Here is a 24,977-nt window from a genome sequence, read left to right as displayed (position 1 = left end):
TTAAAAAAACTAAAATCCAAGCAAAATAACTTGGATTTCAGTTGATCTTATTCTTCACATTTTGTTGTAGGACGGGCCTCATAAACTATTGTACCAGGAGGTACACTCTTTTTCAAAACCGCATTTGCTCCTATTTTAGAATTATCTCCTACTGTAATATTACCTAAAACCTTGGCCCCTGCACCGATAATAACATTATTCCCTATAGTTGGATGTCTTTTTATCGGATTTAATGTAGTCCCTCCTAAAGTTGTTCCATGGTACATAGTAACATTATCCCCTACAATTGCAGTTTCACCAATTACAACTCCCATACCGTGATCTATAAATAGACCTTTACCTATTTGGGCTCCTGGATGAATTTCTATACCTGTTATTCGTCTAGCGCGTTTAGCAAGTATTCTTGCCAAAGTATGATGGTTTTTCTTATATAGCTTATGTGCAAAATAGTGATAGTTCAATGCCTTTATATGTGGATATGTTAAATATATCATAAGTTTAGACTCAGCAGCAGGATCTTCTCTAAGTACTCGGTTAATGTTATAGCGTAAATTATCAAAAAACTTCATTACACTTCTACATATGTAACTTCATCAAACTCTAACATAGATAGATATTTATCTACTCCGTCAGGTAAGATTGTTACAATTTTTTTATCAGGGTACTTAGCCGCTACTTTTTTTGCACCAGCAATAGCCGCTCCTGAGGAAATTCCAACTCCAATACCAGTTGTTCTCACGAAGTTTTTAGTTTCACTTATTGCTTCATCGCTTGATACTGTATAGATTTCATCCATAAGTTCTTTATTAAAGTTCTCTGGTATAAATCCTGTTCCAATACCTTGGATTTTGTGAACTCCTCCATGTCCTTTACTAATAGCTGGTGATTCTTCTGGTTCAAGTGCAATCGCTAAAACTTCTGGTTTGTTTTCTTTTAAATATTTAGCGACACCAGAAAATGTTCCGCCAGTTCCTACTCCTGCCACAAAGATATCTAAATCTGGGACTTGCTCTAAAATTTCTTTCGCTGTAGTTGCATAGTGATATGCTGGATTTGCAGGATTATCAAATTGGCTTAAAGAAATAGCATTATCATATTTTTCACGAATTTCTGCTGCTTTATCGATTGATCCTTTAATTCCTAATTCTTTTGGTGTCAAAATTAATTGTGCTCCGTATGCTTTAATTAACGTACGACGCTCTATACTCATACTTTCAGGCATAATAACAACAGCCTTCAATCCTAATACTGATGCTAAAATAGCAACAGCAATCCCAGTGTTTCCACTAGTTGGTTCTACGATAATAGTATCGCTATTTACTTTTCCTTGACGTTTTGCTTCTTCCAGCATACCAAGAACAGCACGATCTTTAACGCTTCCTCCTAAGTTATATTTTTCAAGTTTCACGAAGATATTTGTGTTATCTAACTGATATATAGGTGTATTCCCTACAAATTTTAATGATGATGTTAACATAGTCTCTCTCCTTTTTCATTTAATTAAATAACAAAATTGTTTACCTTCGATTATATCATAAATTATATTTATAGAAAATTATTTAACTCGAATATTCTGAAAATTTATTACAAAATAATTCTTTAGTATTTTGGTAAATACTACTTTGAATACATTAAGTACTTGTTTTTTTAAAAATTAAATAAATAGCATAGAAATTAATCTATTCCTATACTATCTGTAATATTTTTAATATCTCCTGCTAAAGGAGCTTCCAAAGAAAGTTCTTTTTGTGTTATCGGATGTTTAAATTGCAAGTTATGACAATGTAATGCTTGTCTTGCTATAAGGTCTTTGTTCCCTCCATACAGTTCATCTCCTAAAAGCAGATGACCTAAATGACTCATATGCACTCGTATTTGATGAGTACGTCCCGTAAATAATTTTAATTTTACCAAACTCGCATCATTCTTTTCGTCATATTTTTCTAACCAAACTTGTGTTTTTGCATAATCACCATCTTCTGCAACACATCTGGTTATAATACTATCCGCTTCTCTTTTTATATTGGCTTCTATAACTTGGTCAGCAACTTTTCCTTTTGCGAGTGCAAGATAAAATTTATTTATGTCTATTTTGTCAAATAGCGCATGAATATGACGATGTTTGGCGATTAAAACTAGTCCTGTAGTATTTTTGTCAAGGCGAGTGACTATATGTGGAATAGTAACATAGTTATTATCATGAAAATAAGTATTAACTATTTCTAAAAGCGAAGCATCTTCTTCATTTCTTGAAGGAATAGAAGGTAGATTAGCAGGTTTATTGACTACAAGAAAATACTCGTCTTCATAAATAATATCCAGATTCCCTTCTATAAAACGAACATGTTCGCTAAATTTTTCACTTGGCAATGTTATTGTTACTTTGTCACCATTTTTCAAAATATAGCGGACATTTTCTTCTTTGTCATTTACCTTAATACTGCCATCATTATCAAATTTTATCCTTGTTAAAGTTTTACGCGAGATGTTATTTTCTAACAAAAACTCCCGTAAACATTGTTCTTTTTCTATTGTATAAGTTAATACTAAATTAGTCATTGCTAATAAACGATCTTTTTACTCGTTGCCAAAAACTATCATCGTTGTAACGAATAAACGAAATCTTTTTATCCTTTGCTAAAGTAATTTGTAGTTTTGATATTGTTTCATAATTAAAATGTAAATGGTCAACACTTATACGATGATTATCAGCATTTATAGGCTTTATAGTTAATTCATCATCTTCTGATAAAATTAAAGAATTCCCTAATGTTCTATAAACCAGATTATTTAATGCTGCAATCTCTGTAACTTGATATACGGCTGATTGTGGATGAATTACAGCCCCACCAAGACTTTTATTGTAAGCCGTAGATCCCGTTGGTGTACTTATACATAGTCCGTCTCCCCTAAAGCTCTCGAAATGAACACCATTTATATAAACTTTAGCCGCATAAGTTGTTCCTGTATGATTATTTACAGTAATTTCATTTAAAGAATAATACTCCCCTATTAGCTCTCCATCTTCACAATATGCTTTTAATCTTAATATCGGATATTGTTCTATTTTCGGCTCTAAAGCCAACATATCAAAAAATAATTTTTCAAAATTCTGAACCGAATAGTCTGTATAAAACCCTAGGTGACCTGTGTGTATAGATAGAAATTTTATCTTATCTAAATTATCTATGTGCTTATTGAAAGTACGCAGCACTGTCCCATCTCCACCAATTGCAAAAACATAATCTGGATCTTCTAAATCTTCTTTCACACCACTAGCAAGAAGAAATTCTTTTAACTTATTTCCAATTTCTGCTGAAACTTCATCATCCCTTGTCTCTATGCAAAATTTACCTTTTAACATTTTTGTCCTCTTTTGTTATTTTTTCATAATTTTCTAGCCAAACATCTGCAAAATCCGGTGCTAACGCTCCTTGATTATTATCTATCCATTCTTGCAGTTTGTTAACATTATATTTTAATATTTTATCAATCTTCTCCCCATAGTTGTAACGAACTTTGTTTTGGTTATACTCATCTTCATCCAATAAGAAGTATTTACCATCTGGATATTTTTTAATGTCAAGGTCATAATCAATATATTTCACACCGTCTACATCATAAGCAAACGGGCTACTTAGATTTGAATAATAATGTACGCCATCTTCCCTAAACATACATATTATATTAAACCAACTCTCACTATGGAAATAAACTAAAGCAATCTCTTTTGTTACCCAAGTTCGGCCATCATTTTCTGTAACTAATGTTCTATTATTTGCCAAAATTAAAACTTGTTCATCCGCTTCAAGAACAATATTTTTATGCCAAATTCTATGTATAGAACCATCATGTTTATAAGCGATTATTTTTACTACATCCCCCTTTTGGGGCTTTCCATCTCTATACATACTCTCTCCTTTCATCATTTTATTCTTCATATCTTTTTTATTATATCATAATTATTCCTTCTTATTCCACCTTAATTATCTATTTCTCTCAATTATTTTTCACAAAATAAAAGAACTAGTTGTTAGATTATTTAAGCATTTTTACAAGCAAAATTATTCCTATATTTCACTTGTAAAAATAAGCTTATTTTTGTAAACAACTAATTCTTTATTTTCTTACCATGCATAGTTAGGTTCTTCACATGTTAGCATTGAATTCAATAATTTCTCTGGTGTTTCTATTTTTAGCCCACCATATACGCTATCTTGTACTTTAGGAGCTGGATCTAAATAATAAACATATTTTATATCAGAGCCATCTTCTGTTTCTATATAGCCGATTGCTGTAACATTATGTTCTCCCTTTAAACCTGGATATATTTTAGAAACATCCATTGTTAAATACATAGGATACCCATCCTTTATGTTTTTCTTTAATCTCTGCTTAAATAATGAAATTTCTTGTACACTTTGCTCACCACCGACTACCGCTTCTAAACGATAACCTGCTTGTCCTATAGCTGGGAATTCATATCCAAACATATATTTATTTAATACTCTTATAGCATCTTTATTATGTGTTCCAAATGGTTCATAAGTCCCCATTTCTTTAGCTAATGTGAATTGATCTACATATACTCCGCGATATGATAAAATCATACTAACACTAGTAGGAGCACAATAATACCAAACTTTTTGTACTTGTGGTGTTACATTAAGTCTAACTTTTCTATTAGTTTCTTCTGGTGTTTCTTTTACTTGAGACGTTTCATTATTTGGGGATTTTTCTCCATCTTGAGTCTTATTTATAACCTCATTATTATTAATATTATTTTTATCATTAGGATTATTTTCTTGACGGTTTACTTTATTATCTTCTTTTTTATTCTCCTCCGTCTTAGTTGGGGCACCCTCTTTTTTATCTATATTTTTACTACAACCACATAAAAAACTAACAATTAATATCGCGTTTAACAACAATTTTATAATTTTCATCTCGTTCTCCCCCCTTCTTTTTCCTACTATTATTTTAGCATATTCTTTCCTTCTTAGTCTATTCTCATCCTAGACTTACTAGCTAGTTATATCACACAATAATTTTTGGAGAAAAAAACTAAATCTCTGTTGACAAAGACAAAATTTACTGTTATTCTATAAGTGTATATACTAGGGCTCTTTATATTCAGTTTGTCTTTGGGGTAATTATGAGAAGAATTTTTGGTAGAAGATTTTAGGGATATTTAATCTTCCTCTGAAAATATACTATTGAAGTAACTAAGCTGATATAATTTGCAAATGCACCTACTAAAAATTTTAGTAGGTGTTCCTGTTGGATTAAACAAAAAGTCAGATAATTTTTTTACTACTCATCTGACTTTTTTTTATTTTATTCGTAATCAATTACTCCTAGGGCTATTTTAGCATAACGTGACATTCTATCTTTTGTCCACGCTGGCTCCCAAACTATATTGACATCAACTTTTTCTATCTCATCAATACCTAGCATAGCAGTTTCTACTTGTTCGATTATAACCGGTGCTAAAGGACATCCCATTGATGTTAATGTCATATCTACAATAGCATGCTTATTATCGTCACTCATCTTAACATCATAGACTAATCCTAAATTCATAATATCAATCCCTAATTCTGGATCAATTACATTTTCTAAAGCCTCTATAACTCTATCTTTTAAAGTTTCCATTTTTTTCCTCCTGTTTAAAAAAACTTTATACTTATTTCAGCTACTCTTTTTATTTTATTCCTAAAATCTGTAGCCAACTCCTTTTTTATACTCTTCTTTAATATAGTTACCCAGTTGAACTATATGTTGTTCTGTTTCTTTTCTAATCATACCTATCTTTATGTCAAAGTTAGATGTGTCATCTAATCTTAGTATATCTAACATATATCCTTGTAAACGTCCTTTGGAATCTATAACTTTTCTAAACTCTAGTCTCTTAATATCACGTAGAGGTTCAAAATTAAACACGCCTTTATAAACAATTATTGAATCTTTATAGATTAAAACTTTAAGACCTTCATCTAGGTACTGCGCTTCACGCAAAAGAATATCCAAGTCTCTTTCTGTTTCAGGGAATTCAATAAATAGCTCTTCGTATTCACTACGAGCATGACGAATTCTTCTTCTTATTGAAAATATTATACCTATAGTTATAGCAGATAAAACAAACGGTACCCCTATAGTCATAACATAATATCCCCATCCTATTGGTTTCAAGTACATATTAGAATAAAATGGTTTTTCTTTCAATTTACTTGTATAAGCATCTTTATTATCTTTAATCCCAACTTCATCGAGAATCTGCTTTACACGTTCTTTTATTAAGCTACTCTTTTGAACTGATTCTACAAATTTACGTCTTAGCTCATGTGTGATATTTACTTTTCTACTACTGCGTCTTCCATAAGTAACTTCTGGAATAGCATCAATACGTTTGTAAATATTTTCACTTGATAAATTAGTCAGTTTCCCATCTTGTAGTTTTCGACCGTCAAGGAATTTTTCTAATTCTTTTTCCGTTGCTTTTAGCATTATAAAGCCTCGCTCATAGTCGACTAAATAAAATTTTTCATCTTCTTTGAGCTTTTCATCAACTATATTTTGTTCTTCTATAGCTGCAACTTTAATAATTGAGTAACCAGAATCTCCAGAAAAGTGGTCTCCTTCTTTATATAATGTTTCCAAACTCCTAAAACTATTTATCGAAGCAACCGTAAACACAAAACTTACTACAAACAATATTATAGCTATTATAATCGAAACTTTTGATCCTCTTATATAACTTTTTCTCATTTTTAACCCAACTTCTATCTTCTAAAATTATTTTTTATTTGGATTTTCTATTATTACCGCTCCGTTTGGAGTTCCTGAAATACATAAATCGCACATATTTAAGAATAATCCATGTTCAACTACACCAACAATACCAGCCAACTTATTCTTCACTTCATCTATATCGAAACCATAACCTAGATGTAAATCTACAATATAATTATGGTTATCAGTTACTAAAGTTTTCCCATCTTTTAGGCGCAATACTGGATTTAGTCCTAATTTTTCCATTTTTCTAATAGTATGGCTATATCCAAATGGTAAAATTTCTACAGGTAGATTAAAGTTCCCCAATTTTTCTACATCTTTACTTTCATCAAAAATCCAAATTATTTTTTCGGCAATATCCGCAACTATTTTTTCTCTAAATAGTGCAGCTCCACCGCCTTTTATCGCGTTGAAGTTTTTATCAATCTCATCTACACCGTCAACAGCAAGATCGATATGATCTATTTCTTCTAGTTCCTTAATAACAAGCCCTAAACTTTTAGCTAGTTCCACTGTTTGAATAGATGTTGATACCATCTCTATATTCAAACCTTCTTTCACTTTTTCAGCTAGTGCATGAACAAAGTAAAACACAGTAGAGCCTGTCCCAAGACCTACTATCATACCATCCTTCACATAATTAACAGCTTCTTTACCAACAACTTCTTTTAAATTCATTTTTCGTTCCCCTTTTAATGATGTATATATTTATTTAATATTATTTGTACTCTACCAACTTGTAATTTTTCTTACCACGTCTTACAACTGTAAAACTATCTTCAAGACGTGAGCTGCTATCTACAGTGAAAGCTAAATCAGTAACTTTGTCCCCATTTATAGAAATTGCTCCGTTATTTACATCTTCACGTGCTTGGCGTTTAGAAGTAACTACACCACTTTCAACTAGGAAATCTACTATATTGATATCCTCTTTTGGTAATTGAGCTTTTGGCATACCTTTTACAGCTACTTTTAATTCATCAAGAGTTAGTTCTTTAATATTTCCTGAGAATAATGCTTTTGTAATATTTAGTGCGCTCTCTAAAGCCGCTTCACCATGTACAATTTTTACCAACTCTTCTGCTAGAGCTTTTTGGGCAAGACGTAAGTGTGGCTCTTTTGCCAAGCTTTCTTCCAACTTTTCAATTTCTTCTTTTTCTAAGAATGTGAATTTTTTAATAGCTGAGATTGTATCCCCATCTGCTGTATTAAACCAAAACTGGTAAAACTCGTAAGGTGTCGTTTTTTCCGGGTCTAACCATACTGCTCCACCTGTTGATTTCCCAAATTTTGTTCCATCTGATTTTAACATTAACGGAATAGTAAAGCCATACGCTTCTACATCACCGCGAAGTTTGCGCATAATTTCTAGCCCTGTAGTAATGTTCCCCCATTGATCCGAACCACCAAGTTGCATTTTTACCCCATGATGTTCGTTAAGATAAGCATAGTCGATACCTTGTAATAATGTGTAACTAAACTCTGTAAATGACAAACCATTCTCTAAACGACTTGATACTGAATCTTTTGCCAACATATAATTAACGTTGATTAGTTTTCCATAATCGCGTAAAAATTCAATCATAGACATTTTCCCTAACCAATCCCCGTTATTTACAAATTTAATATTTTCATCTCCTCTGAAAATATTACGCAGTTGATTTTCTAATTTTTTAGCATTCTCCGCAATAGTTTCTAAACTTTGTAATTGACGTTCTTCACTACGTCCTGAAGGATCCCCAATAATTCCAGTTCCTCCCCCAACTAAAACTACTGGCTTGTGTCCATATTTCGCAAATCTTTTTAATGTTAAAAACGGCAATAAATGCCCAACATGAAGAGAATCTCCAGTAGGGTCTGTTCCACAATAAATTGATACACTTTCCGTTTCTAATAGTTTTTTTATACCTTCTTCATCAGTTTGTTGATATACTAAATCTCTATATTTTAGTTCTTCTAACAAGTTACTCATGCTAACCTCCTTGTTTCTTTCATACGTATGTTTCCATTATATCACAATTTAGCTATTTCTTTGATAGTTTTTCACTATTTTTTGACTATAAAACTTTATCATTATTATGATTTAATTTAGAGTTTTCTCAAAAATATGATATAATGTAGTAAAATATATAACCAAGGGGATTTCTATGGAAAAAAAGAAGATTAAAACTTCATTTCTTAGAATTTTTTTATTAATATTTACTATTTTCATAAGCTTTGGAGCCGGGATAGCTCTTGGTTTTATAGGAGGATTAGTTAAGGATCAACCTATTTTAGACCAAAAAGAAATGAAAGAACAAATTAATAATATTAGTAAAAACAGTGAAGTTTATTTCGGTACCGGTGAAAAGTTAGGTACCCTTAACTCAGAGCTCATTAGAAAAACTGTAAGTTATGAAGACTTAGGTGAAAATGTTAAAAATGCAACCATTGCTAGTGAAGACTCTAATTTTTATTCTAATAATGGTGTAGAAATATTTGGATTAATCCGTGCTGTTTACAGTGAAGTTACTGGTGCCCACACTAGCGGAGGAAGTACAATAACGCAGCAACTTGTAAAAAACCAATTGTTAGATAACTCTCGTTCTTACGAAAGAAAAGCAAAGGAAATTTTATTAGCCCTTAGGGTAGATAATCACTTCTCTAAAAAGGAAATTCTTGAAAACTACTTAAATGTCGCTTCTTTCGGAAAGAATAGTTTAGGTCAAAATATCAGCGGAATAGAAACTGCTGCACAGGGTGTTTTCGGTACTCACGCTAAAGATTTAAATGTTGCTCAGGCAGCTTATCTTGTAGGTTTTGTTCAATCACCATACAGATATACTCCATTTGATAATGCAGGTAATATTAGACCAGATGAAGAACTACAAGCTGGTATAGAGCGTCAAAAATATGTTCTATCACGAATGAAGGCGAATAATTTTATCAATTCTTCTCAATATAAAGAGGCTCTTGATTTTGATATTAAAGGATCTTTTACTAAACAAAAAGTTGAAGAATATACTGAATACCCTTATATTCGTGATGAAGTAACAGCATCTGTTGCAGAAATCTTAGCTGAACAAACAGCAATAAAAAATAATAGGTTTCAACAATTTAAAAATAATGCTACTTATCACGCTGAACTAATCGAAAAAAGTAAGACAAAATTTATTACAGGTGGTTATAAAGTAAAAACAACCTTAGATAAAAAACTTTATGATAAACTTCAAGAAATAAAAAAACAATTTGAAAACTATCCAGCGTCTTATCAAGATGGCTCAACATATCCATTAGAAATTGGGGCTTCAGTTATAGAAAATGACACTGGCAAGGTTTTAGCCTTTATCGGTGGAATGAATTATAAAAAACAACAGCTAAATCATGCTACTCGTACTAAACGTTCTCCAGGTTCTTCAATCAAACCTCTACTGGTTTATGGACCTGCTATTGATAAAGGATATATCACTCCAAATTCTACTGTCTTAGATAAACGATTTAACTATCACGGTTGGACACCTGAAAACTTTACAAGAATAGAATACGGCTATATTTCTGCAAGAAAAGCACTTGCTCAATCACTTAACTTATCGACAATTAGGTTATATTCCGCTTTTGTAAAAGAAGATCCTGTTAAAGAGTATCTTGAAAAAATGGAATTCAAAGGTATGACAGAAACAGATCATACATCTCTTGCTGCCTCTATCGGTGGAATGAGTTATGGAGTTTCTGTAATGGAAAATACTAGTGGTTTTTCCACATTTGCCAATATGGGGGAACATAAAAAAGCATATATCATAGAAGAAATTCGCAACAATGATAATGAAATAATCTACCAAGCCAATCACACACCTATTCGCATTTACAATGATTCTACAAGTTATTTAATTTTAAATATGCTTAATGATGTAATTAATGCAAGTTATGGTACTTCAGCTGATATAGCAAAACAACTTGACTTTAGCAGTAAAAACCTATTTGTAAAAACAGGAACTTCTGAATATTACAAAGATCTTTGGGTTGTTGGTGGAACAAAAAATATTACTGTCGGTGTTTGGAATGGTTATGATAAACCAGCTACTGTACCAAGTTATGACTATGCTCACAAATCTTGGGCTGCAATAATGAATGCTATTTATAGCTATGATAGTAAGCTTGTATCTCCTGATACAGCCTTCACTAGACCAAATTCTGTAATAGATTTTTCTATAAATCCTTACAACAACGCAAAAGGTTCCATTTCTGATATGATTCCAAATGGTTTTACAGAATTATCTAAAGACAAAATTCTTGCGAAATTTGGTTATAGCATTGATAAAGATTTAACTTTTGGCGCACCAAGGACTATTATGAAGAAAAACGATAAAGAAAAAGACGATAAGGAAAAAGATGACAAAGATAAAAATGAAGAGCCTCATGAGCGTTCATCAGATAATGACACGGATGACTAATTTGTTCTTTATACTTTATGAAACATAAAAAAGAAAGACTTAACAACACCTGACCTTTGTAAGTCGGTATTGTTAAGTCTTTTCTATCCTTCTAATACATCGTACATAGCTGTTAAATCATGAGCATCAGCGACTTCTGCCCAGCCTTCAATATCATCTAATTCTTTCGCATGAGTTATCATATATATTGCTTTCGTTAACGTATAAAATTCTTGTAGAGGTTTTATTAATTTCTTAAAGCTAGTTATTGTTCCATTGCCCAAAATCTCTTCAAACATTGATTGAGCCTTTTTCCCATCCTCATTATTTATAACATCTTCTAAGATAATACCAGAATGAGCAAGATATAACATATAATTATAAACAGCCTTAAAAGTACGATACGCTTTTTTTATATTCTCATTTCCTTCTTCTTTATTATTCCTACGGCGCAAGATTGTTACCTGGCTTTGTATAGGATCTTTTATCTCAGAAATTAAAAACGCAACAAATTCATCAGCAATTTCTTTTTCCTTTTCCTTTACCAAATCGGGGGTAAAGCCTTTTTCTAGTAATCTATTATAAAAATCCCCAAAAATTCTATCCAATTCATATGTATCTTCTTCTGTTAAGAAATCTTCTGGGGGAACAAATGTCTTTAATACTGGAGGAAATTCTATAGTTTTTCCTACATTAAATGTCCCTACTGTCATATTTAGTGATTGAACAAAATCATTTTTTCTTAAATAATTATAAATATGATGCGCATCTTTAGCATAATAATTCTCAGTAAATTCTTGAAGTTTATTGGTTTCTTCTAGATCCTTTTCTAAAAAGTATGCTTCTAACTGCTTATTATACTTTTTATCGTATTTACGTAGTTGTTTTAATTGTGGTAACGCCGTATTATAAGTATAAACTCGCTGGAAAGTCTTTCTTAATAATTCTACTGTTATAGCTAAGTGCCCTCCTAAAGAATGTCCAGCTGCAACTTTATAACATACATCAAAATTAGGTATTTTTTTCTTAAGAAATTTTAAAAATGCAAATGCAGAATCAATCTGACTAGTATTCTCTCCTGAAACTATTCCTGTATAATTGTAAAACCAATCACTCATGTCATCAAGCTCAGTCCCTCGAAAAATTACCAACAATTCATTGTACTTTTCCAGATAAATAGCCGTTGCTTGAAAACCATTTTTTGCAAGTTTTGGAGTCGATAAACCACAATTATAGACTACTATATCATCTATTTTCTCACCTGTAACGTCTTGAATAATTCTTTTTATTTTATATTCAGCCGTGCTTTGCTTCTTATTTCCTTTTATCAAATACTCATACCAAGTTAACTTCGCTAAAAGTAACGGATTATGGAAAAAACGTAAAAACATATTAATCCCTCTTCTCTACAATCTCTCTAGTTCTTTTTATATTATATCACAAAAAATATTCAGTAAAAAAATAAAAAAGAGCCTAGACTTTTTTTCTAGACTCTAATTATCATAACTATTTTGTTTTTCTTCGGCTCATAAGGCGCATAATTAATGAAGCGACTAACATTATTATTCCCGTAAATACTGATGATTTAGTATTTATACCGGTTTTCGCTAATACCGCTCCCCCCTTTTGATTACGTTCGATTTCTTTATTCCCATCACATAATGTTGGACTAGTAGGTTTAGTTGAGCCATCTGGTTTAGATGGTTTAACTAACTTACTAATATCAAATTCTGGTTTTTCAATAGTTGGAGCATCCTTTGTGGTACCATATGTTAATTTTTCTAATTCATATTGTTTTAAAATAGCTGTATATTTATCATATTTTGCTTTAGCATCGGCACTTGCTGCAGTCAAGTTTTCCTGTGCAGATTTTAACTCTTCATTTGCCAGTGTCAATTCTTCTTTTGCTTTTTTTAAATCTTCAACAAGTTTAAGGTACTGTGCATGTAAAGTCTGCGCCTCCTGTTGATCATTTAATAATTTTTGCAACTTATCCTCTATTGATTTAATATCTTCTTCTAATCCTTTAATTTCAAATGCTAATTTTTTTACTTTGCTTGTACCATCATTTACTTTTTTCTCATTTTCAGACAAAGCGCCTTCTAAAGTTTTTATATCTTTTTCAACTTCAGTCAATTCATCAGTCAAGTCTTTTAGTAATTGATTAGCAACTTTTTTTCTTTCTTCTAAATCTTTAATTTGTTTTCCAACTTTAGTTAACTTTTCAGTTACTTCTCCTAATTCTTGCTCAACGCCTTTTAGAGCTTCTGTAGCTTTATTAAGTTTGTCAGTGCTTGTCTCATCTTTAGGCCCGGCTTTCAAATCTTTAATTTTTTGTTCTAACTTAGTCTTTTCTATAGTTAAATCATTAGCTTTTTTCTCTAAGTTATTTTTTTCTAATTTTTTATCTTCTAACTGTTTATCATTAGTAGATATATCTTGGATTTGAGATTTTAATTCACCTATACGTTCTTTTTTCAGTTTAATTTGATTTTTAGCTTTCTCTAACTCTGTTTTTGCCTGATCTACAGCTGCTTCTTCTCCAACCAAATCTCTACGGTGTTGCTCTAATGATTTAGTTTTTTCTTCTTTTTCTTTAGTCGTTTTATCAATCTCTTTAGCAAACTGTTTCATCGTATCTTCTGTGATTGATTCGGCTTTTTTCTTAGTATTTTCTAACTTTTTAACTTTTTCTTCTAATGTTTTAGATTTTTCCGTCTTTTCTTGTACCGTATTTTTTAAAGCATCCTCTTTACTTTTCGACGTCTCATACTCTACTTTTGCTTTATCAACGTCTGCTTTTTTTACAGTTCCCTCTTTAGTTTTAGTAATTAAACCTGTTTCCTGAGAAGATGATGTTGTGTTGGCATCATTAGCTTTTGCTTCTTGAGCATTTACCATTAATATACTTCCTGCAATTACTGCACTAATTGTGATAGTTGTCTTTAGTTTTCTATTCATATAATTCTCCTAATTTTATTTGTAATTTACTGTTAAAATTTCAACCTTAAGTAACTCTTAGATATTATATCCATACTATTTTATAATATATTTGAGCATTTATTTATCAAATTTTAGAAATTCTTTATTTTTTAAGTAAATTAAATAACATAGCTACTATTAGGTAAGATATTAATATTATAGGATACTCCTTATATATTTATACACAGTAATATTTTTACAAAGATTCTCCAAATCTTTAGTATTTTGTATATCTATATTAAAATTTTTAAAGAAATTACACCTATCATTCTTCTATATAATAATTATATTTTATAATATGACTAATATATGATTTATATCTATTATATATGTAGGAATCTTTTTTTAATATAGAATATTATCGTGTTCAAAACCTTTAATTTTAGTTTTACCACACTGAAATACTTTTACTTTTTTACTATAAATATACAAATTTTTATTGTAAATCTCATACCGTCTGCAATATAAAATTCGCCAAAAACCGCTATTAAGTATCCTTATCTTATTATCTTAAACTTCAAAACAGTATAAATAGCTATGCTCTCTTTGTTAGGATTATTATATTCATCTCAAAGCTCTAACAGAAATCCTATTAAAGTTACTTACTCTCCTCCGAATATATTTAATTAAAATCCTATATATTATATTTTTACCAACTATATATTTACCATATTATCTTTCTTCACTTTATGACTATTTGGCGGTTATTTTTTATAATTTGATTATTTAAAATTATTATGGTTTATAGTTTATCAAAAAAGAAAAAATTCAACCTCATTCATATAAGAATATATATTCATTTCAAGAACTACCAAAATTTTAAGTTCATATTAAGTAGAAATAATAAATTAGTAATTTTTTAATGTTTTTTATAATTAACAATTATATAATATCATCAAAAACTTAAATAACCTTAAAGTTTTAATAAAACTCTAAGGTTACTTCTCTATTTATTCTTATACATTAAATCTAAATAGCATTATATCGCCATCTTTAACTTCGTATTCTTTTCCTTCAAGACGAACACGTCCTGCTTCTTTTGCCTTTACCATACTTCCATATTCTAATAAATCATCGTAACTTACAGTCTCTGCACGGATAAATCCACGTTCAAAATCAGAGTGAATGATACCAGCACATTCTGGCGCTAACATTCCTTTTTTGAAAGTCCAAGCACGTACTTCTTGAACACCAGCAGTAAAGTATGTCGCAAGACCTAATAAACTATAACTTGCTTTAATAAGTTTATCAAGACCACTTTCATCAATTCCTAATTCTTCTAAGAACATTGCTTTTTCTTCGTCTTCAAGAGACGCCATCTCTTCTTCGATTTTTGCACAAACCACGATTACTTGGCTTCCTTCGTTTGCTGCAAATTCGCGAACACTTGCTACGTGTTTATTAGCGTCAACGTCTAGTAAATCATCTTCACTAACATTTGCTACATAAAGCATTGGTTTCATAGTTAATAGGTGTAGATTTTTAGCGATTTTTTGTTCTTCTTTATCTAATTCTAAAAGACGCGCTGGTTTTTCTTCTTTAAGAATATCGCGTACTTTTGATAATACTCCAAACTCAGCTACAGCATCTTTATCTTTTTGTTTAGCTTGCTTTTCTACACGTCCTATGCGTTTTTCTACACTTTCAAGGTCAGCTAAAATCAATTCTAAGTTGATTACTTCAATATCATATAATGGATCTACACCACCTGCTACGTGTGTAATATTTTCATCTTCAAAACATCTAACAACTTGACAAATTGCATCTACTTCACGGATATGACTTAAAAATTTATTTCCTAGTCCTTCACCTTTTGATGCACCTTTTACAATACCAGCGATATCAGTAAATTCAAATGATGTTGGTACTGTTTTTTTCGGTTCTACTAATTCTGTTAATTTATTTAATCTATGGTCAGGTACTTCTACAATCCCAACATTTGGATCAATTGTTGCGAATGGATAGTTTGCTGCTAATGCTCCTGCTTTCGTTATTGCATTGAAAAGTGTACTTTTCCCTACGTTTGGTAATCCTACTATTCCGGCTGTTAATGCCATAGTAATAATCACTCCTTTTCTCTTTATTATTTATATATACGAAAAACAAATCTTCTTTATTTTTCTAAATATTTAGGCCTTCACCTACTCAACTACCATATTATACCATAAAAACTATATCTTAGCATTTAATATTATATTATTTGAATTATTTTTTGCAAATTATAATTAATTTTATCCATTAGTATCTAAAATGATACTAACTATTCTAAAAATGCGTACTTTACAAAATATAGTTTAGTAGGTAAACTATATTGTAAGATATAAATATATCTAATAAATTGTTAGAATGGTGCTTAATAATGAAAAACTACAACTCAAATATTAAACTTGGTATCGCAAGTCTTAATGTTCAAGATTTGGAAAAACAAACTAATTTTTATAGACATATTATGGGAATGACGGTGTTGGAAGAAGATAAGGACTTTGTTCTTTTAGGTACTTCAAATAAGACTCCGCTTCTTAAACTGCAAAAAACTTCTCATAAATTTGTAAATTCTTACGGATTATACCATATTGCATACCTAGTTCCAACCGAACAAGATTTAGCAGATATTCTTAAACATTTTGTAACATCAAAAACTAGGCTGGAAGGTGGGGCTGAACACGGTTACTCTAATGCTATTTATTTGAGTGACGCTGAAGGAAATGGTATTGAAGTATACTATGATAAAGACGAAAGTTTTTGGGATAGACGTCCTGATGGAACTATCGTCGGCATTACCGAGAGATTAGACGCAGACCATTTACTTGATATCTCTAAAACTATCTCCCCATATGAATTACCCACTGACACTATTATCGGGCATATTCACCTAAGTGTCCGTGATTCTAAAGTATCATCTGCATTTTATCAGAGTGTTTTAAACTTTTTAGATAAATTCACAGTGCCATCTGCAAGCTGGATTGCCCATGGAGATTACCACCATCATCTTGCTGTAAATAATTGGGCAGGTAATAACTTGAATGATAGACAAAAAGATTTTCCTGGATTAGCTTATTTCGAAATTATCGTAACAGATAAAGATGAATATCTAAAGCTTATTCAAAATATTAAGGCAACTAATACTACTATAAGAAAAGAAACTGAGGATGCTATATTTATACAAGATCCTAATGGAATTGAAGTAAAATTAATAAAAAGCATTTAATTAAAGTGTCTAAAAAAGGAGAACGGCTCGCCAATTGGCGAGCCATATATTATGAAAAAAAATATTATTAAGTTTTGGTATAACTATATTATAGTATTGCTACTTTACATATACTTTAATCTATAATTAAAGTTTACTTAAAAGTTATTTTTTACTTTATCTTTTTTTAGGATACTTAATAATATTAAAGTCACCCCAATTATTACTACATAAATCAATTCTTTAGTAGCCAGATTCCATCCCCCTTGACCAAAGTATAGAATATTTTTTACTCCGTCAAATAACATACGCATTGGTAACCATGGTAACACCCAATCTGTATAGAAACTACTTAGCATTTCAGGCGCTAATGATAACAATGGTAGCGCAAAGAATAATAGTAAAACAGCCAGTGGAACTCCTGCAAGTCCTATTAAGCTAATTATACCAAAAATCAACGTTATAAATGCGAATGTTGAAATACTTAAAAATGTTGCAATTCCTGAATAATTATCTACTGTCACCCCTAAAATCCATTCTGAGAAATACGGAGCCAGTAAGCCTATTGTTACAGAAACTAGGCCTATTATACATAGTTGAACTGTTTTTTGCACTACTCTTTCTTTAATTGTGTTCGCCTCTTTACGACTATACATAAATAGTATAACACTTCCTACTAAAGAAGACATCCAAATTGGTGAAAAATATGCTGATGGCGCAGTTGAGAAATCACCGGTAGCATTAATATCCTCTACATTAACTTTAACTGGATTTATTAAGTTCCCAACTACTTTTGCTGGCAAAGGCTTATTTGCTGCCTCAGCTTGTTTGATTATTTGTGTACTAGCCATCTCCCCACTTTTATTTACAACCTGTGTAAGAATTTGTGAGACTTGAGTTGAAAGTTGGCTATTCATACCTTGGTTAACGAGCACTGTGAATTCAGGTGCCTTAGCGTTTGAAGACACTAATGTAGCTAAAGATTTTGTATAATTTTCTGGAATAACAATTGCTCCATAGTATTCTTTATTATTCATTTTTTCTATAGCTTCATCTTTACTACCCACTTCTACCCATTTCAAACTTACTTTATCATTTAAAGTAGAGTTCTCTTTAAGTTTTTCTATCATCGCAGTAGTTGTTTCATTCTTATCTTGATTTACTATTGCAAAAGGTAAATCTGTAATTTTGGGATTTACTGTTGGTATTTGAGTACTCATAAATATACTCAATATTATTACTACTACAGCTAGAAGTAGTCCTGTTATTTTTCCATATTTTTTCATTTTCTTTTCCTACTTTTTGAGTTTTAGAACTATTTATGCTAAAATCCCTCAAAATCCTTTCTATATATTTTTACAACACATTGTTGCTTTTTTGATAATTTTATTATATACTTTGATTAACTAAAAAACGAGAATCAAATTTCATCATATTGTTGCATTTTCAACAATTTTAAATAATTTGTTTCTTTTATTTTTTACATGGAGGTTATGGTGAGTTATATTAATAAAAAAACAAAAACAAAAAGAAAAATACAGGAATCATTACTTGAATTGATGAAAACTAAAAAATTTGAAGCTATAACAGTTAACGATATTACTACTTTAATCGATATTAATCGCTCTACCTTTTATCGCCACTATTTAGATAAGTATGAAGTATTAGAAAAAATAGAAGATAGTATTTTATCCGAAATTATTAATTTTCATGGTACTTTTATAAGTAGTTTACCAAATAAAAATATAGATGTTTCTTTCGAAATAAAGGATTATATAACTGTTGATAATAACTTTTTTAATATATTTGAAAAACACCTTGGTACCATGCATATACTTATGAGTGAAAATGGTAGTATAACATTTCAAAATAAATTAAATAATACTATGCTTAAGGTTTTTGAAAGAACTTTCTCTCTCGCTTCACTCAAATTAAATAATATAGAAAAGGATCTTTTATTTAATTTCCAAGCCGCAAGTTTTATTTCTATACTATATTATTGGACTGAACATCCAGAATTAACGGTTCAAGAATTATTTCCTTTTTACAGCAAAATCATTTCAACTGGACTTGTTAATTTTGTAAAAGAAAACATGAAATAATGCAAAAAACAGCAGAATTTCTCAATTCTACTGTTTTTTCTACTCTGATCTTTTCTCAATAATTTTTTTTATTTTTTTATTAAAATCTCGTCTTGGCATCATAATATTATTATCACACTTTAGACATTTTATTTTAATATCTGCTCCCATGCGTGTGATTTCCCATCTATTTGTACCGCATGGATGTTGCTTTTTCATCTCTACTATATCACCTAAGCCATAATCCATACTTCTTTCCTCCTATTTCTCATCTTTTCCTTTAAGCCTATCTTTGAAAACATTGTAAAAATCTCGGCGCAACATAGTTTCTATGCTTGAATTTTTTCCTGCTTTTGCCTTACCGACAATTGTTATATAAGCTATATTATCTTCTATCTTGTCAATTGCATCTAACCTTAACTTATCATTTTTGTATAAATAAGATTTATAAGCGTCATTATTATTAGCAGAGTCTAGGATAGATTGTACTTCATTTTCTAAATCCTCTATTGTTGTCTCAATATTAATTGGAAACTCACAGATTGCTAGATTATAAGTCAATGAGTAATTGATAACTTGATTAATTGTACCATTAGGAATAAAATAAATCTCTCCACCTTTAGAGCGAATTTTTGTCGAACGCAGCCCAAGTGAAAGAACACTTCCTTCCGCAATAAATGCCGCTTGATTATAAATTTTTACATTATCTCCGACATCAAACTGCCCTTCAAGAATTATAAAAAATCCAGAAATAATATCTTTTACTAAATTTTGAGCACCAAAACCAATGGCGACAGAAGCTATCCCTGCACTTGCAACTATACTAGTTGTATTCACTCCTACAGTTGCTAAAATTTGGAAGAAAGCAATAAAGTAAACCGTGTATCTAACCGTACTTTTTACAAGTTTATGCAGAGTTTCTGATCTTTTTTCGTTAAACTTAATGTTGAATTTTTTGTTGGCATTGTCCCTTGTCGTCATTATATAATCTATAATTTTGTTTAGGATTTTTACACCTATTATTGCTACTACAATTATTATAACTATTAATAATGCTTTTTCTAAAATATTAAGCCAAAGATCAACATTATTGAATATTTTTAAAATTTTTTCATTAATAAAATTCATACGCTAGTCCTTAAATAGTGCTATAATTCTTTCGAATTCATCATTATCTTTAAATTCTATTTCTATTTTACCCTTTTTATTACGATTTTGTTTAATCGTAACAACTGTTCCAAGACGTTTTTTTAAGATATTTTCTTGCTCTTCTATAAAAATATCTTTCGCTTTTACTTTTTTAGTCATTTTGGGTTTAGTCAGATTATTAATATACTCTTCTAGTTCACGAACGGACATCTGACGCTCTTTAACGCGATTACACACTTCAATCATAGCCTTTTTAGTTTTAAGCGCTAATAATGTTCTTGCATGCGCAGCACTAATTATTCCTTTTTCTAGTTCTGCTTTTATTTCTGCTGGCAATTTCAAAAGGCGTAGGCTATTAGCTATATATGGACGGCTTTTCCCAAGTTTTTTAGCAAGCTCTTCTTGAGTAAGGTCCATCTTGTCCATTAGATTTTTATAACTTTCTGCTTCTTCTAACGACGATAAATCTTCACGTTGTAAATTTTCTAGAACGGCGAAAATCATCATCTCTTCGTCGCTCATCTCTTTTATAATAGCTGGTATAGTTTTCTTACCTAAAAGCTCAAAAGCACGGAAGCGTCGTTCTCCAGCGATAATATAATATCCTTTTACTGCTTTTTTAACAACTATCGGCTGTAATAATCCATTCTTTTCAATAGAATCTTTTAATTCATTTAATTTTTCTTCGTTGAAAACTGTACGTGGTTGATATGGATTTTTTTTGATTTCTTCTAGCGGAATTTCCACTACTTTATCATTATCTTCTACTAATTCTATATGCTCCGTTGCAAAAATAGCATCTAGTCCACGTCCCAATCCTTTTCCTAACTTTTTAGCCACGTTCAATCACCTCTTTAGCTAATGATAAATATTGTTTTGCTCCATTAGAATTTTTTGCATATTCTATAATTGGTTCCCCAAAACTTGGCGCTTCACTTAGACGAACTGTTCTAGAGATAACTGTTTCAAATGCTTTTCCCTTGAAATGCTCACGCACTTGATCTCCTACTTGATTAGAAATATTTGTACGACTATCTGTCATTGTAAGCAATACTCCAAATATATCTAATCTAGAATTAAGATGTTTACGAACTATATTAAATGTATTCATCAATTGGCTAAGACCTTCAAGAGCATAGTACTCTGTTTGAACAGGGATAATAACACCATCGGCAGCCGTTAGTGAGTTTAAAGTAATTAATCCTAATGATGGTGGACAATCTATTATTATGTAGTCATATTTTTCTTTTATATCCGCTATTGCATTTTTCATGCGTTGTTCACGGCTAATCGCAGATACTAATTCTACCTCTGCACCTGCTAAAGCAATACTAGAAGGTACAATGTCTAAATTCTCATAAGCAGTTTTAATAATAACGCTATTAATATCAACCTCATCTACTAAAATATTATAGATAGATTGTTCTAGACCTGCCTTATCTATTCCAACACCGCTAGTAGCATTAGCTTGTGGATCAGTATCTATAAGCAACACTTTCTTTTTAAGATGTGCTAAAGATGCTGCTAAATTTATTGAAGTCGTAGTTTTACCTACTCCACCTTTTTGGTTACATATCGCTAAAATTTTCATCGTTCTCCTCTTTCTTCAAATAACGAGGAATAGTTACTTTTATAACTATATTTTCCATATTTTCTTCTTCCTCTTTATTTAAATCTATTCCATATTTTTCTTCTAATTTTGCTATTTCTTTTGTTAATTTACTTACTAATTTCTGTGCATCGTAATTAGTATTTGTAGATACAGATTTAACATCTTTTTTAATTTTTAGATATGTATCTATTTTTTCTTCTGTTTGCGAAACATTTAAATTTTGTGATAAAATTTGTGATAAAATCTTTTCTTGAGCAGATTCATCAAGTTTTACCATTGCTCGTCCGTGACGCTCTGTTATCTTTTTCGAATTAATTGCTTCTATTACTTTTTTACTTAATTTTAATAAACGCAATTTATTAGCAACTGTCGCCTGAGTTTTACCTAATGATTTTGCAAGTTCATCTTGTGTTAATTTGTTTATACGCAATAACTCTTGATAAGCGTGTGCCTCTTCTATCGGAGTTAACTCTTCTCGTTGAATATTTTCAATAAGCGCTAGTGTCGCCATTTGCTCTTCAGTTAATTCTTTTACTATTGCTTTAGTAGTCGCATGTTGTAAATATTTTATAGCACGAAGTCGACGTTCTCCAGCAATTAACTCATAGAATCCATTCCCTATATCCCTAACCGTAATAGACTGTAATAAGCCATTTTGTTTAATAGATTCTGCTAGTTCTTTTATTTTATCTTCTGTAAATTCGTGTCTTGGTTGGTATTTATTTGGTACTATTTTATCTACTAATATTTCTCGTAGGACATCATCATCTGAAATACCAACTTTCTCAGCTCTGTGTGTCAAATCATATAATTTACTAAATGGTTTTACACTCTCTATCATATTTTACCTCCTATTAGTAAATATTACACTAATACAATATCACATATATATTGGTTTGTCAAAAATATTTCCCGATAAATTTTATCTACTAAGGCTTATTCACATTACATTCTTGAAATTATTTCCCTAATCTACTAAATTTCAAGATAATAAAAATAGATAAAAAGTGCTTACTGCATTCTTACCTACTGATCACGCTCACTATATAGTTTTAAGAATATAATTTATTGAAATAAAAACAAAAAAAGATGTAATCATAAAGATTACATCCATCTGAACAGGGACGGCAGGAATCGAACCCACACCAAAGGTTTTGGAGACCTTTGTTCTACCGTTAAACTACGTCCCTAAATGGTGGGAAGAAGTGGATTCGAACCACTGAACCCTAAGGAGCGGATTTACAGTCCGCCGCGTTTAGCCTCTTCGCTATCTTCCCTATATAAAAAAATGCCGGCCAGAGGACTTGAACCCCCGACCTACTGATTACAAGTCAGTTGCTCTACCAACTGAGCTAGGCCGGCAACATGGTGCCTCGAGACAGAGTCGAACTGCCGACACATGGAGCTTCAATCCATTGCTCTACCAACTGAGCTATCGAGGCAAATATTAATTTTTGCATAAAAAAATGGCGGTCCCGACGGGAATCGAACCCGCGATCTCCTGCGTGACAGGCAGGCGTGATAACCGCTACACCACGGGACCTAGTTGAAAATTGCGGGAGATGGATTTGAACCATCGACCTTTGGGTTATGAGCCCAACGAGCTGCCAGACTGCTCCATCCCGCGATAATAAAAAATGGAGGAGGAAAGGGGATTCGAACCCCTGCGAGCTTTTACACTCCTGTCGGTTTTCAAGACCGATCCCTTCAGCCGGACTTGGGTATTCCTCCTTAATATGGTGGACTCTGCAGGACTCGAACCTGCGACCGATCGGTTATGAGCCGATAGCTCTAACCAACTGAGCTAAGAGTCCGTGTTCCTTAAGAATTCACTAAACATTATTGGTGGCGGCAGAGGGGATCGAACCCCCGACCTTACGGGTATGAACCGTACGCTCTAGCCAGCTGAGCTACGCCGCCAATAAAGGCTTAAATTCAATTTAAAATGGTGGAGCCTAGCGGGATCGAACCGCTGACCTCCTGCGTGCAAAGCAGGCGCTCTCCCAGCTGAGCTAAGGCCCCATAATAATTATTTTCAATGGTCGGGAAGACAGGATTCGAACCTGCGACCCCTTGGTCCCAAACCAAGTGCTCTACCAAGCTGAGCTACTTCCCGAGGTTTTAAATGGCGCGCCCAAGAGGAGTCGAACCCCTAACCTTTTGATCCGTAGTCAAACGCTCTATCCAATTGAGCTATGGGCGCTAATATAATGGTGCCGAGGACCGGAATCGAACCGGTACGGTATTGCTACCGCAGGATTTTAAGTCCTGTGCGTCTGCCAGTTCCGCCACCCCGGCACTATATTAACTATTGGAGCGAAAGACGGGATTTGAACCCGCGACCCTCACCTTGGCAAGGTGATGTTCTACCCCTGAACTACTTTCGCGAATATTAGAATGGTGCGGGTGAAGGGAGTCGAACCCCCACGCCGTGAGGCGCTAGATCCTAAGTCTAGTGCGTCTGCCAATTCCGCCACACCCGCAAAAGAATGGTGAGCCATGAAGGACTCGAACCTTCGACCCTTTGATTAAAAGTCAAATGCTCTACCAACTGAGCTAATGGCTCTAAATTTAAATGGTGCCGGCCAGAGGACTTGAACCCCCGACCTACTGATTACAAGTCAGTTGCTCTACCAACTGAGCTAGGCCGGCATAAATGGTGGAGGTTAACGGGATCGAACCGCTGACCCCTTGCTTGTAAGGCAAGTGCTCTCCCAGCTGAGCTAAACCTCCAAAATAAAAGCCTGGCAACGTTCTAGTCT

Annotated in this window: 22 protein-coding genes and 18 tRNA genes; 3 read left to right on the top strand and 37 right to left on the bottom strand. The window is 31.9% G+C overall.

Translation table 11 applies throughout. The features are described from left to right. Positions 1 to 47 precede the first annotated feature (47 nt). From cysE to tyrS, 10 genes are all read right to left on the bottom strand, one after another. A complete protein-coding gene (cysE, locus tag O3802_RS06110) occupies positions 48 to 569 on the bottom strand; it encodes a serine O-acetyltransferase (protein WP_371458737.1) in 522 nt (173 codons plus the stop codon). Then, on the bottom strand, positions 569 to 1,477 hold the full coding sequence (cysK, locus tag O3802_RS06105) for a cysteine synthase A (protein ID WP_371458736.1): 909 nt from the start codon (positions 1,475 to 1,477) through the stop codon (positions 569 to 571). The genes cysE and cysK overlap by 1 nt, the downstream gene beginning before the upstream one ends. Before the next feature lie 197 nt (positions 1,478 to 1,674). Then, positions 1,675 to 2,559 carry an RluA family pseudouridine synthase gene (locus tag O3802_RS06100; protein ID WP_371458735.1) on the bottom strand — a complete coding sequence of 295 codons (885 nt, stop codon included), beginning with the start codon at positions 2,557 to 2,559 and terminating at the stop codon, positions 1,675 to 1,677. Beyond that, on the bottom strand, positions 2,552 to 3,364 hold the full coding sequence (locus O3802_RS06095; protein ID WP_371458734.1) for an NAD kinase: 813 nt from the start codon (positions 3,362 to 3,364) through the stop codon (positions 2,552 to 2,554). The genes O3802_RS06100 and O3802_RS06095 overlap by 8 nt, the downstream gene beginning before the upstream one ends. Then, positions 3,351 to 3,911, bottom strand: a complete 561-nt coding sequence (locus O3802_RS06090) for a DUF402 domain-containing protein (protein WP_371458733.1) — start codon at positions 3,909 to 3,911, stop codon at positions 3,351 to 3,353. Before O3802_RS06090 ends, O3802_RS06095 begins: the two co-directional genes overlap by 14 nt. Before the next feature lie 216 nt (positions 3,912 to 4,127). Then, the gene (locus O3802_RS06085; RefSeq protein ID WP_371458732.1) at positions 4,128 to 4,946 is read right to left on the bottom strand and encodes a C39 family peptidase; all 819 of its coding nucleotides are present in this window, start codon (positions 4,944 to 4,946) and stop codon (positions 4,128 to 4,130) included. 391 nt (positions 4,947 to 5,337) lie between these two features. Continuing rightward, a complete protein-coding gene (locus tag O3802_RS06080) occupies positions 5,338 to 5,655 on the bottom strand; it encodes a metal-sulfur cluster assembly factor (protein WP_371458731.1) in 318 nt (105 codons plus the stop codon). A 60-nt stretch (positions 5,656 to 5,715) separates the two neighbouring features. Beyond that, positions 5,716 to 6,768, bottom strand: a complete 1,053-nt coding sequence (locus tag O3802_RS06075; RefSeq protein WP_371458730.1) for a hypothetical protein — start codon at positions 6,766 to 6,768, stop codon at positions 5,716 to 5,718. 27 nt (positions 6,769 to 6,795) lie between these two features. Continuing rightward, complete coding sequence (gene rpiA, locus O3802_RS06070) at positions 6,796 to 7,473, bottom strand: ribose-5-phosphate isomerase RpiA (RefSeq protein WP_371458729.1); 678 nt, start codon at positions 7,471 to 7,473, stop codon at positions 6,796 to 6,798. A 40-nt stretch (positions 7,474 to 7,513) separates the two neighbouring features. After that, on the bottom strand, positions 7,514 to 8,767 hold the full coding sequence (tyrS, locus tag O3802_RS06065; protein ID WP_371458728.1) for a tyrosine--tRNA ligase: 1,254 nt from the start codon (positions 8,765 to 8,767) through the stop codon (positions 7,514 to 7,516). Positions 8,768 to 8,942: 175 nt separating this feature from the next. On the opposite strand from tyrS, the gene O3802_RS06060 reads away from it, so the two are divergent. Next, complete coding sequence (locus O3802_RS06060) at positions 8,943 to 11,225, top strand: transglycosylase domain-containing protein (protein ID WP_371458727.1); 2,283 nt, start codon at positions 8,943 to 8,945, stop codon at positions 11,223 to 11,225. Positions 11,226 to 11,308: 83 nt separating this feature from the next. On the opposite strand, the gene O3802_RS06055 is transcribed toward O3802_RS06060, so the two are convergent. The 3 genes from O3802_RS06055 to ychF all read right to left on the bottom strand — a co-directional run bounded on the left by O3802_RS06055 (position 11,309) and on the right by ychF (position 16,243). Then, positions 11,309 to 12,595: a DUF6792 domain-containing protein gene (locus O3802_RS06055; RefSeq protein ID WP_371458726.1), complete on the bottom strand. Its 1,287-nt coding sequence runs from the start codon at positions 12,593 to 12,595 to the stop codon at positions 11,309 to 11,311. Positions 12,596 to 12,710: 115 nt separating this feature from the next. Next, the gene (locus O3802_RS06050) at positions 12,711 to 14,165 is read right to left on the bottom strand and encodes a coiled-coil domain-containing protein (RefSeq protein WP_371458725.1); all 1,455 of its coding nucleotides are present in this window, start codon (positions 14,163 to 14,165) and stop codon (positions 12,711 to 12,713) included. A gap of 977 nt (positions 14,166 to 15,142) precedes the next feature. Next, complete coding sequence (ychF, locus tag O3802_RS06045) at positions 15,143 to 16,243, bottom strand: redox-regulated ATPase YchF (RefSeq protein WP_004633336.1); 1,101 nt, start codon at positions 16,241 to 16,243, stop codon at positions 15,143 to 15,145. Between the two features lie 302 nt (positions 16,244 to 16,545). Here ychF and O3802_RS06040 point away from each other — a divergent pair, with 302 nt between their 5' ends. After that, positions 16,546 to 17,394 (top strand): VOC family protein, encoded by an 849-nt coding sequence (locus O3802_RS06040; RefSeq protein WP_371458724.1) that lies wholly within the window; start codon positions 16,546 to 16,548, stop codon positions 17,392 to 17,394. 137 nt (positions 17,395 to 17,531) lie between these two features. Here O3802_RS06040 and O3802_RS06035 read toward each other — a convergent pair whose 3' ends face one another. Then, positions 17,532 to 18,659 (bottom strand): YhgE/Pip domain-containing protein, encoded by a 1,128-nt coding sequence (locus tag O3802_RS06035; protein ID WP_371458723.1) that lies wholly within the window; start codon positions 18,657 to 18,659, stop codon positions 17,532 to 17,534. A 210-nt stretch (positions 18,660 to 18,869) separates the two neighbouring features. Between O3802_RS06035 and O3802_RS06030 the strand changes: the two genes are divergently transcribed. Further along, positions 18,870 to 19,475: a TetR/AcrR family transcriptional regulator gene (locus O3802_RS06030; RefSeq protein ID WP_371458722.1), complete on the top strand. Its 606-nt coding sequence runs from the start codon at positions 18,870 to 18,872 to the stop codon at positions 19,473 to 19,475. Between the two features lie 39 nt (positions 19,476 to 19,514). On the opposite strand, the gene O3802_RS06025 is transcribed toward O3802_RS06030, so the two are convergent. The 23 genes from O3802_RS06025 to O3802_RS05915 form a co-directional block, all read right to left on the bottom strand. After that, positions 19,515 to 19,703 (bottom strand): DUF951 domain-containing protein, encoded by a 189-nt coding sequence (locus tag O3802_RS06025; RefSeq protein ID WP_371458721.1) that lies wholly within the window; start codon positions 19,701 to 19,703, stop codon positions 19,515 to 19,517. Positions 19,704 to 19,715: 12 nt separating this feature from the next. Next, entirely contained in the window at positions 19,716 to 20,582 is an 867-nt protein-coding gene (locus O3802_RS06020) for a mechanosensitive ion channel family protein (RefSeq protein ID WP_371458720.1), read from the bottom strand. Positions 20,583 to 20,585: 3 nt separating this feature from the next. Beyond that, positions 20,586 to 21,443 (bottom strand): ParB/RepB/Spo0J family partition protein, encoded by an 858-nt coding sequence (locus O3802_RS06015; protein ID WP_371458719.1) that lies wholly within the window; start codon positions 21,441 to 21,443, stop codon positions 20,586 to 20,588. Beyond that, positions 21,436 to 22,194, bottom strand: a complete 759-nt coding sequence (locus tag O3802_RS06010; protein WP_371458718.1) for a ParA family protein — start codon at positions 22,192 to 22,194, stop codon at positions 21,436 to 21,438. The genes O3802_RS06015 and O3802_RS06010 overlap by 8 nt, the downstream gene beginning before the upstream one ends. After that, entirely contained in the window at positions 22,172 to 23,056 is an 885-nt protein-coding gene (locus tag O3802_RS06005; RefSeq protein WP_371458717.1) for a ParB/RepB/Spo0J family partition protein, read from the bottom strand. The genes O3802_RS06010 and O3802_RS06005 overlap by 23 nt, the downstream gene beginning before the upstream one ends. Positions 23,057 to 23,334: 278 nt before the next feature. Further along, a tRNA-Trp gene (locus O3802_RS06000) sits at positions 23,335 to 23,405 on the bottom strand. A gap of 3 nt (positions 23,406 to 23,408) precedes the next feature. Next, positions 23,409 to 23,492 (bottom strand) — tRNA-Tyr (locus tag O3802_RS05995). A gap of 12 nt (positions 23,493 to 23,504) precedes the next feature. Beyond that, a tRNA-Thr gene (locus tag O3802_RS05990) sits at positions 23,505 to 23,577 on the bottom strand. 4 nt (positions 23,578 to 23,581) lie between these two features. Continuing rightward, a tRNA-Phe gene (locus O3802_RS05985) sits at positions 23,582 to 23,657 on the bottom strand. Positions 23,658 to 23,682: 25 nt separating this feature from the next. Then, positions 23,683 to 23,758, bottom strand: a tRNA-Asp gene (locus O3802_RS05980). Positions 23,759 to 23,768: 10 nt separating this feature from the next. Beyond that, positions 23,769 to 23,842 (bottom strand) — tRNA-Met (locus tag O3802_RS05975). Between the two features lie 11 nt (positions 23,843 to 23,853). Continuing rightward, positions 23,854 to 23,946, bottom strand: a tRNA-Ser gene (locus tag O3802_RS05970). Between the two features lie 6 nt (positions 23,947 to 23,952). Next, positions 23,953 to 24,029 (bottom strand) — tRNA-Ile (locus O3802_RS05965). 29 nt (positions 24,030 to 24,058) lie between these two features. Continuing rightward, positions 24,059 to 24,135, bottom strand: a tRNA-Met gene (locus tag O3802_RS05960). A 26-nt stretch (positions 24,136 to 24,161) separates the two neighbouring features. Continuing rightward, positions 24,162 to 24,237, bottom strand: a tRNA-Ala gene (locus tag O3802_RS05955). A gap of 17 nt (positions 24,238 to 24,254) precedes the next feature. Next, positions 24,255 to 24,331, bottom strand: a tRNA-Pro gene (locus O3802_RS05950). 10 nt (positions 24,332 to 24,341) lie between these two features. Further along, a tRNA-Arg gene (locus O3802_RS05945) sits at positions 24,342 to 24,418 on the bottom strand. Positions 24,419 to 24,426: 8 nt separating this feature from the next. Then, positions 24,427 to 24,513, bottom strand: a tRNA-Leu gene (locus tag O3802_RS05940). A gap of 14 nt (positions 24,514 to 24,527) precedes the next feature. Continuing rightward, positions 24,528 to 24,602, bottom strand: a tRNA-Gly gene (locus O3802_RS05935). An 11-nt stretch (positions 24,603 to 24,613) separates the two neighbouring features. Beyond that, a tRNA-Leu gene (locus tag O3802_RS05930) sits at positions 24,614 to 24,698 on the bottom strand. Between the two features lie 7 nt (positions 24,699 to 24,705). After that, positions 24,706 to 24,781, bottom strand: a tRNA-Lys gene (locus O3802_RS05925). Positions 24,782 to 24,791: 10 nt separating this feature from the next. Continuing rightward, positions 24,792 to 24,867: transfer RNA gene (locus tag O3802_RS05920), tRNA-Thr, on the bottom strand. A gap of 5 nt (positions 24,868 to 24,872) precedes the next feature. After that, positions 24,873 to 24,948: transfer RNA gene (locus O3802_RS05915), tRNA-Val, on the bottom strand. Between the last annotated feature and the right edge of the window lie 29 nt (positions 24,949 to 24,977).

This window comes from Gemella sp. 27098_8_92 (assembly GCF_041433685.1).
GTDB lineage: Bacteria > Bacillota > Bacilli > Staphylococcales > Gemellaceae > Gemella.
This window is presented reverse-complemented; position numbering and strand designations above follow the sequence as displayed.

Coding starts and splice junctions, on each gene's coding strand:
- cysE (WP_371458737.1), bottom strand. CDS start 569: ATGAAGTTTTTTGATAATTTACGCTATAACATTAACCGAGTACTTAGA.
- cysK (WP_371458736.1), bottom strand. CDS start 1,477: ATGTTAACATCATCATTAAAATTTGTAGGGAATACACCTATATATCAG.
- O3802_RS06100 (WP_371458735.1), bottom strand. CDS start 2,559: ATGACTAATTTAGTATTAACTTATACAATAGAAAAAGAACAATGTTTA.
- O3802_RS06095 (WP_371458734.1), bottom strand. CDS start 3,364: ATGTTAAAAGGTAAATTTTGCATAGAGACAAGGGATGATGAAGTTTCA.
- O3802_RS06090 (WP_371458733.1), bottom strand. CDS start 3,911: ATGTATAGAGATGGAAAGCCCCAAAAGGGGGATGTAGTAAAAATAATC.
- O3802_RS06085 (WP_371458732.1), bottom strand. CDS start 4,946: ATGAAAATTATAAAATTGTTGTTAAACGCGATATTAATTGTTAGTTTT.
- O3802_RS06080 (WP_371458731.1), bottom strand. CDS start 5,655: ATGGAAACTTTAAAAGATAGAGTTATAGAGGCTTTAGAAAATGTAATT.
- O3802_RS06075 (WP_371458730.1), bottom strand. CDS start 6,768: ATGAGAAAAAGTTATATAAGAGGATCAAAAGTTTCGATTATAATAGCT.
- rpiA (WP_371458729.1), bottom strand. CDS start 7,473: ATGAATTTAAAAGAAGTTGTTGGTAAAGAAGCTGTTAATTATGTGAAG.
- tyrS (WP_371458728.1), bottom strand. CDS start 8,767: ATGAGTAACTTGTTAGAAGAACTAAAATATAGAGATTTAGTATATCAA.
- O3802_RS06060 (WP_371458727.1), top strand. CDS start 8,943: ATGGAAAAAAAGAAGATTAAAACTTCATTTCTTAGAATTTTTTTATTA.
- O3802_RS06055 (WP_371458726.1), bottom strand. CDS start 12,595: ATGTTTTTACGTTTTTTCCATAATCCGTTACTTTTAGCGAAGTTAACT.
- O3802_RS06050 (WP_371458725.1), bottom strand. CDS start 14,165: ATGAATAGAAAACTAAAGACAACTATCACAATTAGTGCAGTAATTGCA.
- ychF (WP_004633336.1), bottom strand. CDS start 16,243: ATGGCATTAACAGCCGGAATAGTAGGATTACCAAACGTAGGGAAAAGT.
- O3802_RS06040 (WP_371458724.1), top strand. CDS start 16,546: ATGAAAAACTACAACTCAAATATTAAACTTGGTATCGCAAGTCTTAAT.
- O3802_RS06035 (WP_371458723.1), bottom strand. CDS start 18,659: ATGAAAAAATATGGAAAAATAACAGGACTACTTCTAGCTGTAGTAGTA.
- O3802_RS06025 (WP_371458721.1), bottom strand. CDS start 19,703: ATGGATTATGGCTTAGGTGATATAGTAGAGATGAAAAAGCAACATCCA.
- O3802_RS06020 (WP_371458720.1), bottom strand. CDS start 20,582: ATGAATTTTATTAATGAAAAAATTTTAAAAATATTCAATAATGTTGAT.
- O3802_RS06010 (WP_371458718.1), bottom strand. CDS start 22,194: ATGAAAATTTTAGCGATATGTAACCAAAAAGGTGGAGTAGGTAAAACT.
- O3802_RS06005 (WP_371458717.1), bottom strand. CDS start 23,056: ATGATAGAGAGTGTAAAACCATTTAGTAAATTATATGATTTGACACAC.